At 70.1% G+C, this 13,237-nt stretch carries 13 protein-coding genes; 6 read left to right on the plus strand and 7 right to left on the minus strand.

Annotated features, from left to right (window positions below; all coding sequences use genetic code 11):
- The coding region (locus tag AC5Y5B_RS21485) for a PPE family protein (RefSeq protein ID WP_500006367.1) at positions 1-1,145 on the plus strand (1,145 nt) is incomplete at its 5' end.
- On the opposite strand, the gene AC5Y5B_RS21490 is transcribed toward AC5Y5B_RS21485, so the two are convergent.
- The 3 genes from AC5Y5B_RS21490 to AC5Y5B_RS21500 all read right to left on the minus strand — a co-directional run bounded on the left by AC5Y5B_RS21490 (position 1,076) and on the right by AC5Y5B_RS21500 (position 2,594).
- Entirely contained in the window at positions 1,076-1,735 is a 660-nt protein-coding gene (locus AC5Y5B_RS21490) for a DUF5994 family protein (RefSeq protein WP_500006368.1), read from the minus strand. The genes AC5Y5B_RS21485 and AC5Y5B_RS21490 overlap by 70 nt on opposite strands.
- A 204-nt stretch (positions 1,736-1,939) precedes the next feature.
- A complete protein-coding gene (locus AC5Y5B_RS21495; RefSeq protein WP_112633626.1) occupies positions 1,940-2,146 on the minus strand; it encodes a hypothetical protein in 207 nt (68 codons plus the stop codon).
- A gap of 82 nt (positions 2,147-2,228) precedes the next feature.
- Positions 2,229-2,594: a DUF732 domain-containing protein gene (locus AC5Y5B_RS21500; RefSeq protein ID WP_500006371.1), complete on the minus strand. Its 366-nt coding sequence runs from the start codon at positions 2,592-2,594 to the stop codon at positions 2,229-2,231.
- A 191-nt stretch (positions 2,595-2,785) separates the two neighbouring features.
- Here AC5Y5B_RS21500 and AC5Y5B_RS21505 point away from each other — a divergent pair, with 191 nt between their 5' ends.
- Positions 2,786-3,703 (plus strand): extracellular catalytic domain type 1 short-chain-length polyhydroxyalkanoate depolymerase, encoded by a 918-nt coding sequence (locus AC5Y5B_RS21505; protein WP_500006373.1) that lies wholly within the window; start codon positions 2,786-2,788, stop codon positions 3,701-3,703.
- A gap of 139 nt (positions 3,704-3,842) precedes the next feature.
- On the opposite strand, the gene nei2 is transcribed toward AC5Y5B_RS21505, so the two are convergent.
- The 3 genes from nei2 to AC5Y5B_RS21520 are packed head-to-tail and all read right to left on the minus strand — an operon-like array spanning position 3,843 to position 9,939.
- The gene (nei2, locus tag AC5Y5B_RS21510; protein WP_500006375.1) at positions 3,843-4,598 is read right to left on the minus strand and encodes an endonuclease VIII Nei2; all 756 of its coding nucleotides are present in this window, start codon (positions 4,596-4,598) and stop codon (positions 3,843-3,845) included.
- A 1-nt stretch (position 4,599) separates the two neighbouring features.
- Positions 4,600-9,228, minus strand: a complete 4,629-nt coding sequence (locus tag AC5Y5B_RS21515) for an ATP-dependent helicase (RefSeq protein WP_500006377.1) — start codon at positions 9,226-9,228, stop codon at positions 4,600-4,602.
- 39 nt (positions 9,229-9,267) lie between these two features.
- The gene (locus AC5Y5B_RS21520) at positions 9,268-9,939 is read right to left on the minus strand and encodes a TetR/AcrR family transcriptional regulator (RefSeq protein WP_112634097.1); all 672 of its coding nucleotides are present in this window, start codon (positions 9,937-9,939) and stop codon (positions 9,268-9,270) included.
- A 401-nt stretch (positions 9,940-10,340) separates the two neighbouring features.
- Here AC5Y5B_RS21520 and AC5Y5B_RS21525 point away from each other — a divergent pair, with 401 nt between their 5' ends.
- From AC5Y5B_RS21525 to AC5Y5B_RS21540, 4 genes are all read left to right on the plus strand, one after another.
- Positions 10,341-10,724 carry a hypothetical protein gene (locus AC5Y5B_RS21525; RefSeq protein ID WP_112634134.1) on the plus strand — a complete coding sequence of 128 codons (384 nt, stop codon included), beginning with the start codon at positions 10,341-10,343 and terminating at the stop codon, positions 10,722-10,724.
- Between the two features lie 47 nt (positions 10,725-10,771).
- Positions 10,772-11,083, plus strand: a complete 312-nt coding sequence (gene usfY / locus AC5Y5B_RS21530) for a protein UsfY (RefSeq protein WP_112634099.1) — start codon at positions 10,772-10,774, stop codon at positions 11,081-11,083.
- Positions 11,084-11,499: 416 nt separating this feature from the next.
- Positions 11,500-11,937 (plus strand): ATP-binding protein, encoded by a 438-nt coding sequence (locus tag AC5Y5B_RS21535; RefSeq protein ID WP_007773234.1) that lies wholly within the window; start codon positions 11,500-11,502, stop codon positions 11,935-11,937.
- Positions 11,934-12,722, plus strand: a complete 789-nt coding sequence (locus AC5Y5B_RS21540) for an RNA polymerase sigma factor SigF (RefSeq protein WP_112634100.1) — start codon at positions 11,934-11,936, stop codon at positions 12,720-12,722. Before AC5Y5B_RS21535 ends, AC5Y5B_RS21540 begins: the two co-directional genes overlap by 4 nt.
- Here the strand turns inward: AC5Y5B_RS21540 and AC5Y5B_RS21545 are convergent.
- Positions 12,693-13,127, minus strand: coding sequence for an STAS domain-containing protein (locus AC5Y5B_RS21545; RefSeq protein WP_500006381.1), 435 nt, complete (start codon positions 13,125-13,127; stop codon positions 12,693-12,695). The two genes, AC5Y5B_RS21540 and AC5Y5B_RS21545, sit on opposite strands and share 30 nt — an antisense overlap.
- Positions 13,128-13,237: the final 110 nt, after the last annotated feature.

The raw sequence follows: 13,237 nt of genomic DNA on the forward strand, positions 1-13,237 counted from the left end.
ATTTCGGGATACTGCCGCCGGAGATCACTTCGGCGCTGATCCACTCTGGACCCGGCGCTTGGTCATGGATCGAAGCCGCCGGCGTCTGGCAGGAGCTCAGCGCCGAGCTCGAGCAATCCGCCAGCAGCTACACCGCGGAGTTGTTGGGGCTGATGACGACGTGGCACGGCCCGTCCGCCCTGGCGATGGCCCAGGCGCTCGAGCCCTACCTCGACTGGTTGCGCGTCACCGCCCAGCAGTGCCAGCAGGTCGCCACCTCGGTTCAGGTCATGACCACGGCCTTCGAGTTGACGCACTGGACCGTGGTGCATCCTTCGTTGGTCGCTGCCAACCGGGCGCGGCTGGCGATGTTGTTGGCCACCAACTTCTTCGGGATCAACTACCCGGCCATCGCCGAAACCGAGGCTGAATATCAGACCATGTGGGTGAACAACTCCGCGGCGATGGTCCGTTACGCCGCTACCTCGGCGAGCGCCGTCCAACCGCCGACCTTCACACCGCCGCCGCCGGTGACCAGTCCGTCGGGCGTGACGATGCAAACCGCGATGGTCCCCGCCACGACCACGACCGACTCCGGGATCATGACGGCGGCCGACATCTCCGGGGCCAGCGAAGACCTCGCCGCCTCGAGCGCCTTCGGCCTCGATCCGGACTCCGGCTGGTTCAAGTACTTCAGCACCTGGGGAAATCAGTTCATCGCGGGCGGTTTTCCCATCAACCTGCTCAGCTATATCGCCCAGGTCAACGCCGCCCAAAGCCTGCAGGGCGGCGTGGCCGCCGACATCTTCGGCGGCCTGTCCGAAGACGCCGCCGCGCTGTCCTCGGCGGACGCCAGCCTGGTCGGTGCCGTTGGATCCTCCATGGCGCCCCGCGCGACTTTGGGCATCGGCGTCTCGCTCGGCAACCTGACCATGCCGCCGGCGACGGTGGGCATGCTGGAATCTTCGGCGCCGGTGCAACTGACGTCGGCGGCCTCCGCGCTGCCCGCGGGACCCGGACAGACCCCCATGCTCCCGATGGCCCCGGTGCGTCCGGGCCGCGGCTCGGCGAGCGGCCGGCGGCGCAAGGGACGCGACTACGACGATATCGAGTACGGCGCCGAGCTTCCGGGCACCGTGATGCACAGGCCGCCGTCGGCGGGATAGCGCGGGCTGCGCGACTCCATCATGCGGTTGCGGACGATGTGCTCGACCAGGATGGGGACGAAGGTCTGCACCGGTGCGTCGATGAATCGTTGCGCCGTCTCGTCGCACCAGCGCCTGATCTGAGCGGTGCGCCGTTCATCGCCGAACCCCTCGTGACGGGCCAGCTTGTCGGCGACGTCGGTCACCGACCGGCCAACCGCGCCCGGGACGGCCGGAGGGGCCGCCTCGTCGGCGGGCGCGCGCACGGCCTCGAGTGCCCGACGGGCGGCGTCCTCCTCGGTGTCCGGCCGGATGACTTGCAGGGTGATGTGGCGGCCGTTCTCGCCCATCACGATGACGCTGGCCGGCTCGTTGCTGGTGAAGCCCAGCAATTCGATTGTGTGGTCGTCGGTTTGCGCCAGCGCCGGCGTGTTGTGCCAGTCGTTGCGGTGATAGCCCACCATGACGATCCGCCCCAGCCGGTCGGCCAGCGACGCCGCCAGGCCCGCCACCTCGTCGACCAGGTTGGTCGACCGCGGCCACCAGGCGCCGTCGATGTGCTCGGACACGGCCCGATAAGGCTTGAGTTGCAACCGGTTTGATCGCTCCATTGGATAAGATCAGCACGGCTAGTCGGCGACCGCGGCGCGGGCGAGTGGCCGGCGGGTTTACCGATCGTGAACAACGGTTGAGAAGATGCCGGGGTACAGATCGCTTCGAACGTTTCCGGTCGGGTGTGGCGCGGCGGCATGGCGCAGGACGGCATCGAGTTCTACGTGATGTTCAGGCGCCGCGACTGGCTGTAGCCTACCGGACTACCGCGCCACGGACGGGGCCGAAATCCCTTGGTGGACACCTTGATTGATCTTGTCCCGCAGGGCGGGGCTACCCGGTGGATCCGAATCCTGGCAGGCGCAACTGAGATGGCTGAAGGGGTTGGGGTCGGTGCTGGCCGCCGCCGCGGCCGACGCGCCGAAGGCGATCGCAATGCCGGCCACACCGACCAAAAGTTTCGGAATCATTGTCGGCCCCGAGCTTCTTGGTTGTGGATACCTCGAATTTTATCCGCGGTTGCATCACGAGCCTGTCAACCGGCGGTAAATTTCAGGACCCGGAAGAAGCGGCCGAATCCGCGTATTTGGGGCAGTACGCCTTGATGCTGACCCCGACGAAATAGCCGGCGTGGTAGCTGTCCAGCGTGCTGCTGGACAACACGTTGTTGGCGACCTGTTCCGGTGACTGGCCCATGTCGAGTTCGTGGCACACGGTGTGCCCGGAGTTGACCGCGGCGTCGGGCGACTCGTAGTTGATGCCCTTGGCCTTCAGCGCGGCCAGAAACGCATCGTCGGCGGAGGTGGCGTTCGCGGTCGCGGCTGCGGCCAGCACGCCGAGCAGCCCGGCGACCGGCGCGGCGCCGATCGCCAGGAGCGAGCGCGCCCGGCTGGGCTTGCGCATCTGGGTGGTCGTCATTTCTGATACTCCCGTGGAACAGAAGTGCCGTTGCTTGCTGAAGGCGGGGCTAGTTCGCATGCTTGCATGTCGCGGAACGGCCCGGTGCGGTATCGCCGATAATGCGGTGTGTGCCACACAAGGGTTTGCTCCCGCGTCGCAAGCGCGTTACCGGCGAGCCCGTGCGGGCGCGCTGCCGGTGATCTGACGACATGGCATATGTGCGGTGGCTGTGGCTCGCTGTGGTGGCGATATGCGTGGTCGGCTGCGGCGTGCGGCACGTGTCGGCGGCGAGCGCTCGAGACATTCCGGGCACCTTTCGATCCAACGGCATGGACCGAACCTACATGTTGCACGTGCCGGCGGGCGACCCCGTCGGGCTGGTGCTCAGTTTGCACGGCGGCGGCGGTACCGGGATCTCGCAGCGCGCCCTGACGGGTTTCGACTCCGTTGCTGACGCCCACGACCTGTTGGTGGTCTACCCCGACGGTTACGAGAAGAGCTGGGCCGACGGTCGCGGCGCCGCACCCGCCGATCGCCGCCACATCAACGATGTGGCGTTTCTGGTCGGGCTGGTGACCAAGCTGCAGCACGACTACGGCATCGCACCCGGGCACGTGTTCGTCACCGGGATGTCCAACGGGGGCTTCATGAGCAACCGGCTGGCCTGCGACCGGGCCGACGTCTTCGCCGCCGTCGCGCCGGTGGCCGGCACCTTGGGCGTCGGGGTGGCCTGCAACCCGTCACAGCCGGTGTCGGTCTGGGCGGCCCACGGCACCGCCGACCCGCTGGTGCCCTTCAAGGGTGGGGCGGTGCGCGGGCGCGGCGGGCTGAGCCACTCCGTCTCAGCGGACGCCATGGTGGACAAGTGGCGCTCGGCCGACCGCTGCCAGGGTGACCCGGCCATGGAGGCGCTGCCCGACGTCCGCGACGGCACGGTCGTGCACCGCTACGAGTCGACGGGGTGCGCGGCCAACACCGAGGTGGTGTTCTACAAGATCGACCGGGGCGGGCACACCTGGCCGGGCGGCAAGCAGTACCTGCCGGCGGCCGTCATCGGCCCCACCACCCGCGCGCTCGACGGGTCCGAGGCCATCGCCCAGTTCTTCCTGGCGCACGCCCGCGACTAGCGGCGATCGCAAGCGCGGCGAAGCCGGGCGCCGGGGGTCGCCGCCATCAGGACTAGCGGCGATCGCAAGCGCGGCGAGCCCGGGCGCCGGGGGTGCCTCCCGCGTGCGGGGGGACGGGTCGCCGCCATCAGGACTAGCCTCAGCGCTGACACGACGGACACCAGTAGGTCACCCGTTCGGTCGCGTCGTCGAACTTGATCGGTGTGCCGCAGCGGCGGCAAGGCTGCCCCGATCGCCCGTAGACCCACAGCTGGCGCCCCGTCCTGGTGTCGCCGGTGGTGCACCGGTTCCAGCGGAACCGGTTGAGCCACAACATGTCCCGCGCGCGCGAGACCAGCCGGAGGGGATCGGCGATGTCGCGCACCGGCGCGGTGGGCAGATGCCCGGTGAGGAAACACAATTCGTTGCTGTAGACGTTGCCGACCCCGGCCAGCACCCGCTGGTCCAGGAGCGTCTCGGCGATCGGCCGGTCCGGGTCGGTCGTCAGGTTGGCGGCGGCGAGTTTCGGATCCCAGTCCTCGCCCAGCAGATCGGGCCCCAGGTGCGCGACGGCGTCGCCGTCCCGGTCACGCTCCAGGATCTCCAGCATGCCCAGGTCGACGCCGACGGCCCGGGCGGTGCCGGTTTCCAGGATGATGCGCGCCCGGTGGTCGACGCGCATCGGCCGGTTGCCGACCCGCCAGCTGCCGTCCATCTTCAGGTGCGAGTGAATGCTGGCCGGCCCCACCCGGATGAACAAATGCTTCCCGCGGCTGAGCACCTCGTCGACGACCTGCCCGGTGAGGTCGACGGTGGCGAACCGCGGTACCCGGATGTCGCAGCGGGTCAGCGTGCCCCCGGCCAGGTGCTCGCGCAGCACGGCGGCGGTGTGCCAGACGGTGTCGCCCTCGGGCATGTCAGCGCAGCCGCATCCCGCGCGGCGTGCGGGCGAAGCCGGCGTCGGACAGGGCGTCGACCGGGCCGGGCCCGTCGGCGCGGGACTGCAGCGCCGGCGCCCCGTCGATGCGTTCGACCAGGATCGAGGCGACGCGGCGGGCGGCGACCAGGTCGGCCAGCGCCGTCGCCGCGGCGTGATGGGCGGCCGGGTCGTCGGTGAAGGTGAGCAGCGATCGGCCGCCGCGTTCGAGGAACCAGGCCAGCTCGCCGTCCACCAGCACCACCAGCGCGCCGGCCTTGCGGCCCGGGCGGGCGCCCGGTCCGGCGCCCTCGCCGCGGGCGGCGGGTCCGCCCCCGTCGCCGCGGGCGGCCGGCCAGGGCAGCGCGGCGCCGTAGGGGTTGGCCGGATCCGCCGCGGCCAGCGCGACCGCCCGGTATTCGGGCCGCTCGGGGTCGACCCCGTCGGAGTAGGCGCGCAGCCGGTCGACGGTCGACGCGACGGCGAACTGCGCCCCGCCCAGCGACTCGATGAAGTAGCCGCGCTGGCACCGGCCCGCGTCCTCGAACGTGCTCAGCACCTTGTACAGCGTGGCGAATCCGCCGGGCACGCCCTCGGCGGACACCGCGCCGCGGGTCAGCACGCCGTGACGGCCCAGCAGGAGTTCGGCTTGATAGTGGGCGCGCAGTGTGGAATCCAGCTCCGGGGCCGGCAGGATCGACCACCGGCCGGCCACGGTCGGGTCGGCGGGCCGGGAGTGTGGATGCGCGACGCTGTAGCGGCTCAGCCGCGGCGGCCGGTGCGACCGGTGCGCTGGCGCCGAGCGCTTGCGGGTTCCGGTGCCACCGAGCAGGGCGCGCACCGGGGCGAAGGTGTCGCCGGTGATCCAGCCGGCCCAGATCAGTTCCCACAGCGCGGCTTTGAGCTCGGACTCGCCGAACCCGCTCTGCGTGAGCTGGCGGAAGAAGTAGGCGCCGCCCGGGGCCAGCGTGTCCAGCACGGCGCGGTGGGCGTCGCCCAACTCGATGTCGGCGGGCCCGGCCAGCGTCAGCGGCGCGGATTCGCTGGGGTGCAACGCGATCCAGCCGTCACCGCTCGAGATCGACCCGGCCCCCGACCAGGTGACCTCACCGGAGGCGAGCAGCTCGTCGAGCAGCGCGGGGGAGTAGTCGCGGACCCGGGGGGCCAGCACCAGCGGCTCGATCGCCGAGGCGGGCATCCGCACGCCGGCCAGCTGATCGATCACCGACATCAGGCCGTCCAGCCCGGAATGGCCTGGGGAGCGCGATGATTCGGCCGCACCCACGCGATGCCAGGCCGGCAGGAACCGGCCGTAGGCGGCGGTGCTGACGGGCTCGACCTGGGCCCGCAACGCCGCCAGCGACCGCCGCCGCAGGATGCGCAGCACGTCGGCGTCACACCACTGCTCGCCGCCGGCCACGGGCGCCCCCGGCACCTCGGCCGCGGCGACGAAGTCGCCGCGCACCAGCCGGCCATCCCCGGCCAGCCGGCCGAGGATGTCGGCGGTCACCCGCAGCCCCAGCCCGAACCGGGCGGCGGCCTCGGCCGTGGTGAACGGGGTGTGGGTGCGCGCGTAGCGGCCCAGCAGTTCGCCCAGCGGGTCGGCCACCTCCTCGGTGAAGGCGGCCGGCACGCCGAGCGGAACCGCGATGCCGATGCCGTCGCGCAGGCGGCCGATGTCCTCGACGGCCACCCACCAGCTGCGGCCGGCGAACGACACCGTCAGCGCGCGCCGGGCCGCGCGCAGCCCCTCCAGCCAGCCGCCCACGTCGGCGACGCCCGCGCGGGCGGCCACCTCGTCCTCGGTCAGCGGGCCCAGCAGCCGCAGCAGGTCGGCCACGGCCTCGGCGTCGCGGGCGGCGCGGTCCGGCGCGAGGTGCTGGAGCTGGCGGCCGGTGGCGGCGATGACCTCGGGATCGAGCAGGTCACGCAGCTCCACCCGGCCCAGCAGCTCGGCCAGCAGCGTGCTGTCCAGCGAGAGCGCGGCGGCCCGCCGCTCGGCCAGCGGGCTGTCGCCCTCGTACATGAACGCGCCGACGTAGCCGAACAGCAGCGACGCCGCGAACGGCGACGGCCGCTGCGTCTCGACCTCGAGCACCCGCACCCGCCGCTGCGCGATGCCGGTCATCAGCAGGGTCAGCGCCGGGACGTCGTAGACGTCCTGCAGGCATTCGCGGATGGTCTCCAGCACCACCGGGAAGTCGGGGTATTTGCGGGCCACTTCCAGCAACTGGGCGGCGCGCTGGCGCTGCTGCCACAGCGGCGAGCGGCGGCCGGGGTGGCGCCGCGGCAACAGCAGGGCGCGGGCCGCGCACTCGCGAAACCGCGACGCGAACAGCGCCGAGCCGCCCACCTCGGCGGTCACGATCGGGTCGATTTCCTCGGCGTCGAAGACGAAAAGGTCTGCCCCGGGCGGGGTTTCACCGGTATCCGAAAGGGTGTCGGGCAGCCGCACCACGACACCGTCGTCGGAGGCGGTGGGCTTCTCGTCGATGCCGTAACGCTCGCGCAGCCGGCGGGCCACCGCCAGCGCCAGCGGACCGTTCACCGGCAGTCCGTACGGCGAGTGCAGGATCACCCGCCAATCGCCCAGCTCGTCACGGAACCGCTCGACCAGCAGCGTGGTGTCGGTGGGCACCACCCCGGCGGCCTCGCGCTGCTCCTCGAGCAGGCCCCACAAGTTGTCGGTCGCGTACGCGTCGAAACCCAGTTCGGCGCAGCGGGTGTCGAAGGCCGCGCGCTTGAGGCCGGCCAGCTCGCCGGTGAAGGCGCCGAGCGCGGCGCCCAGCTCGGCCGGGCGGCCCAGGCCGTCGCCGCGCCAGAAGGGCAGCCGGGCGGGCTGCCCGGGGGCCGGGATCACCAGCACCCGGTCGTGGGTGATCTCGGTGATCCGCCAGCTGGTGGCGCCCAGCGAGATGACGTCGCCCGGACGCGACTCGTAGACCATCTCCTCTTCGAGTTCGCCTACCCGCGAAGGCTTGTCGGCTTCGGAGGCCAAATAGACCGTGAACAGCCCGCGATCGGGGATGGCGCCGCCGGACGTCACGGCCAGCCGCTGCGCCCCGGGCCGGGCGGTCAGCGTGCCGGTGTCGCGGTCGTAGACCAATCGCGGTCGCAGCTCGGCGAATTCGGTGGACGGGTACTTGCCGCTCAACAGGTCCAGGGTGGCCTCGTACACGCTGCGCGGCAGCGTCGCGAACGGGGCGGCCCGCCGGACGGTGTCGAACCACCGATCGGCGTCCAGCGGTTCCAGCGCGGCCGCCGCCACGGTCTGCTGCGCCAGGATGTCGAGCGGATTGGCGGGCACCCGCATGGTTTCGATCTGGCCGGTCAGCATGCGCTGCACGCTGACCGCGCAGCCGATCAGGTCGGTGCGGTGCTTGGGAAACAGCACGCCCTGCGAGACTTCGCCGACCTGGTGGCCGGCCCGGCCGATGCGCTGCAGGCCGCTGGCCACCGACGGCGGCGCCTCCACCTGGATCACCAGATCGACCGCGCCCATGTCGATGCCCAGCTCCAGGCTCGACGTGGCCACCACCGCCTTGAGCAGCCCGCGCTTGAGGTCCTCTTCGACCAGGGCGCGCTGTTCCTTGCTGACCGAGCCGTGGTGGGCGCGCGCCAGGATCGGGTCGGCGCCGTAGGTCTGCCCGCTGCCCATGATGTGCGCCGGGGCGCCGCCGGCCACCTTCGGGTTGGCGTCGCTGGACAATTCCACGCCGCTGCGCTCGGCGTGAATCTCGTTGAGCCGAGCGGTAAGTCGCTCGGCCAGCCGCCGCGAGTTGGCGAAGACGATGGTCGAGTTGTGCGATTCGATCAGGTCGACCAGGCGGTTCTCCACGTCGGGCCAGATGGTGTTGTTCGCCAGGTTGGCCATGTCCGGCACCGGCACAGCCACGGTGAGCTCGACCGTCTTGGCCGACGGCGGGGCCACGATGGTCGTCGGCGCCTGCCCGGACAGGAACCGCGCGAGCTCCTCGGGCGGGCGCACCGTGGCCGACAACCCGATGCGCTGCGCGGGTGCGCCCTCCCGCAGGGCGTCGAGGCGCTCCAGCGACACCGCCAGGTGCGCACCGCGCTTGCCTGCGGCGATGGCGTGGATCTCGTCGACGATCACCGTCTGCACGCCGGCCAGCGTCTCGCGGGCGGCCGAGGTGAGCATCAAAAACAGCGACTCGGGCGTGGTGATCAGCACGTCGGGCGGGCGGGTGATCAGTTGGCGGCGGGTGGCGGGCGGGGTGTCGCCGGAACGGACCCCCACGCTGATGTCGGGGGCGGGCAGGCCGCGGCGGTCGGCGATGCGGGTCAGCCCGGCCAGGGGAGTGCGCAGGTTGCGTTCGACGTCGACGGCCAGCGCCTTGAGCGGGGACACGTAGAGCACCCGGGTGCCGGGCGGACGCTCGGCCGAGGCGGCGAGGCTGTCCAGCGCCCACAGGAACGCCGCCAGCGTCTTACCCGAACCGGTGGGGGCGATCACCAGGGTGTTGTGGCCGTCGGCGATGGCGTTCCAGGCCTCGGCCTGCGCGGTGGTGGGTGCGTCGAAGGTGCTGGTGAACCACTCACGGGTGATCGCGCTGAACCGGCCCAGCGGGTCGGCGCGGCCGGGCGGCCCGGAATCGGCGCGAGTGCTCACCTGACCATCGTGCCAACGGGCACCGACAAGGCGTCGGGGTTAGCGCTGCTCGATCCGTGCGGTCGCCATCGCGTGGGACAGTTCCTCGGGGATCTCGGGGACGCGGGCGATGGCGTCGAACAGCGAGTGCGCGCAGGCGTCGGCGAGGCGATCGGCGTTGATGGTGGGGTCGATGATGCGCTGCCGGCACAGCTCGAAGGTGAACGCCAGCCAGCCATGGCAGATCACCCGGAGGTCCCGCTCGACGTCGGGTTCGAGCTTCCCCGCAGGGGTCTTGGCCACGAGGTCACTGATCCGGCTCATGATGTGCTCGAGCTGGCGGTTCTTGGCTTCGTCGTCGACGCCCAGCAGAACCGGATCCGAACGGCCCAGGCCGACGTAGGCGGCCCACGCCGCCTCGGGGTTCTGCTCGTGGTAGGCCATGTAGGCCATCACGCCGGTCCGGACCTCTTCGTACATGGTCAGGCCGGTGGCGTCGTCCATGTTGGTGTTCTCGTACAAGCGGTCGGCCTCGTCCTTGACCACCGCCGCGAAGAATGCCCGCTTGTCGGGAAAGTAGTGGTACATCAGGGCCCGCGACACCCCGGCGCGTTCCGCGATCTCGTCGATGCGGACCTCGTCGTAGGGCCGCTTCCCAAAGACCTCTGCCCCTAAAGCGAGCAGCTCAGCGCGTCGATCCTCGGGGGATAACCGCCTGCGGGCTGTCGGCATGTGACAGATAGTACTCATACGACATCAGACCCCGGCCACTTTGGATTCATCCGGACTTCACGCCCTGGGCCAGCGCTAACTCGCCGGAATAATTGACGGTATCGGCACTTTGGCGCATGAAGGCCTTCCACGAGTCGGTGCCGGATTCCCGTCCGCCGCCGGTCTGTCTCGCGCGCGGAGATCGACGCCGCGATCCGCGCCGTCCGCGGTGCGCTGAGGGTCCTGATCTAGGCGCTGACCTCGCGTCGAGCGGTTTACCCCGGTTTGCCGCGGGGTATCTGATCCCGTGCGCCTTCCGCTGGTACCAGCGCGGGACTGCGGCCCACAAGCTAGCGCGGTAACCAATGCGACGCGGCGAACGATAAAAAATGAGCGTGAAGCCCGAAGGGGAGGTGACGACGATGCAGAAAGCGGATGCGCGATCAGGTGGCGATCGCTTGGGGCAGGAGGACGGTGAGGTGCTGGCCGCCGTCCGGTTCACCGTTCTGGCCACGCTCGCTGCCGTCGGCTTCCTGTTGGTCGCGGCGGTCTGGGTGAGTACGTGCCCGGGAGTGAGTGTGGACACCGTGGCATGCGGTCCTCCCCAGCGCACCCTGTTGGCGTTCGGGGGCCCGCTGATCGCCTTGGTGGGCGGAATCTGGGCGTTTGTGCGCACCTATCTGGTGTGGAAGGCCGAGGGGACCTGGTGGGGTTGGCACGGCGCGGGGTGGTTCCTGCTGACCGCGATGGCGTTGATGGTCGCCATGGGTGTTGCTCCGATCGCGGGGCCTGTGCTGGCTCTTTAGGTTTGCTCTCCCGCGATCTAACGTTGATGGTGCGGTGAGGAGCAGCTATGGGAGACACCTACCATGACCCCGTCGACCATCTGAGGACGACGCGGCCGCTCGCCGGCGAGTCGCTGATCGACGTCCTGCACTGGCCCGGGTACCTCTTGGTCGTCGCGAGCGTGATCGGGGCCTGCGGCAGCATCGCGGCCTTCGGCAGCGGACATCACCACGAGGGCATGACCGCCGGCATCATCGCGGTCATCGCCGCGGTGCTGGGGCTGGCGTGGCTGGCGGTGGAGCACCGCAGGATTCGCCGGATCGCCGACCGCTGGTACACCGAACACCCCGAGGTGCACCGGCAGTGGCCGGCCAGCTAGGGCCGGCCGGCTGACGACCATCCGGCGCGTTTTCCCCCCGGTGACCTGCCCCGACGCCGAGCCGTGTGAAATACCGCATGAAAGCCGAATCCGCGGTTACGGCCGCGAACTTGTGGGTATCAGGTCTGCACCATGATGAGTGCCGGAACGGTTGCGTTTGCGTGGTCACCCCATCATGGGGGACAACATCACGAACACACCGACATCAATGCCTACTGCGACCAGGATCAAGACGACCAGCGTGACCCCGGCGATCACCGCGACGCGCCCCTACCGGCGCGTCGCGTCTGTCGTGTCAGGCCCGTGCACATCGGGCCGAATACCCGGCGGCGGTCATGACTAACCGGCTCGAGCGCGACGTCCACGGCGGGCTGCGAAGCAGTAGTAGTGTCAGTCAAACATTGCCGGGAGACCATATGAACGATGCTGGATTGCACGCTAACAAGCGTCCGCGCGGCCACCGCGCCGTCGAACTTCATGTCGCTGCGCGACTGGAGAACCTCGCGATGCTGCGCACCCTCGTCGGTGCGATCGGCACCTTCGAGGACTTGGACTTCGACGCGGTGGCAGACCTGCGGCTCGCGGTCGACGAAGTGTGCACCCGGTTGATTCGTTCGGCCACCCCCGACGCGACCCTGATCGTCGTGGTCGACCCGCAAGACGACCAATTGGTGGTGGAAGCGTCCGCGGCCTGCGACACCCACGACGTGGTGGCCCCCGGCAGCTTCAGTTGGCACGTGCTGACGTCGTTGGCCGACGACGTCCAGACCTTCCATGACGGTCGCGAACCCAATGAAACCGGCAGCGTTTTCGGCATCACGCTGACGGCGCGACGGGCGGCCTCCAGCAGGTGACAGCGCGAGCTGCCGGCGGTTCGGTTTCGCGTCCGAACGAATACGCCGATGTTCCGGACATGTTCCGTGAGTTGGCCAACGTCACGCCCGACTCCATGGAATTCCAACGTCAACGGGACAAGATCGTCGAGCGCTGCCTGCCGCTAGCCGACCACATCGCGCGCCGCTTCGAGGGCCGCGGCGAACCGCGCGACGACCTCGTGCAGGTGGCGCGCGTCGGATTGGTCAATGCCGTGGTTCGCTTCGACGTCGACGCCGGCTCGGACTTCGTGTCCTTCGCCGTGCCGACCATCATGGGCGAGGTTCGCCGGCACTTCCGCGACAACAGCTGGTCGGTCAAGGTTCCGCGGCGGCTCAAGGAACTGCACCTGCGGCTGGGCACCGCCACCGCCGATTTGTCGCAGCGGCTGGGCCGGGCGCCGACGGCGACCGAACTCGCCGCCGAGCTCGAAATGGATCGCGAAGAGGTGGTCGAGGGCCTGGTCGCCGGCAGCTCCTACAACACCTTGTCCATCGACAGCGGCGGCGGCAGCGAGGAAGAGGAAGCCCGCGCCATCGCGGACACGCTGGGTGACGTCGACACCGGCCTGGACCGCATCGAGGATCAGGAGTCGCTACGTCCGTTGCTCGAGGCGCTGCCCGAGCGGGAACGAACGGTGTTGGTGCTGCGGTTCTTCGAGTCGATGACCCAGACCCAGATCGCCGAACGGGTCGGCATCTCCCAGATGCACGTGTCGCGACTGCTGGCGAAGTCGCTAACGCGGCTCCGGGACCAGTTGCAGTAGCGGCCGCGGCTCTTCGTCGTCGTCCACCCACAGCGGCTCCAGCAGCGGCTCGGCCCGCGGCGTGGTCACCGGAAGCGTGGCGTCGGGGTCGCAGACCCGCAACAACCTCGCCACCGCCGGACTGGGGGCCATGGCCCAGGACACCTGGGCGGCCGAGCACGCCACGTTGATCCGGTGCAGTGCCGAAAAGCCCGCAGTACCAATGAATTTCAGGCCGCGCAGGTCCAGGATCACCCGCCGCGACCGGTTGGTGCTCTGCCGCACGTAGGCGGCGAGCTGATCGGCGTTGGCCGCGTCGAGCTCCCCGTCCACGGTGATCAGGGCGCCCGTCGGGCCCCAACGGGCGGTGAATTGTGCTGTGCGGCTTTGTTGCCAAGATTGCGCCACAGACATCGCTGACTCCATCCCTTGAGGGGATTCGTGCTCGATACGCCAGCCGTGCGAAGAGGGGTCGGAGAAGAAACGAACGCCGCCTAATCCCACGTCATGAACGTATCCCGGGCGGCTGTGAACTC

The organism is Mycobacterium sp. NGS33 (assembly GCF_059812885.1).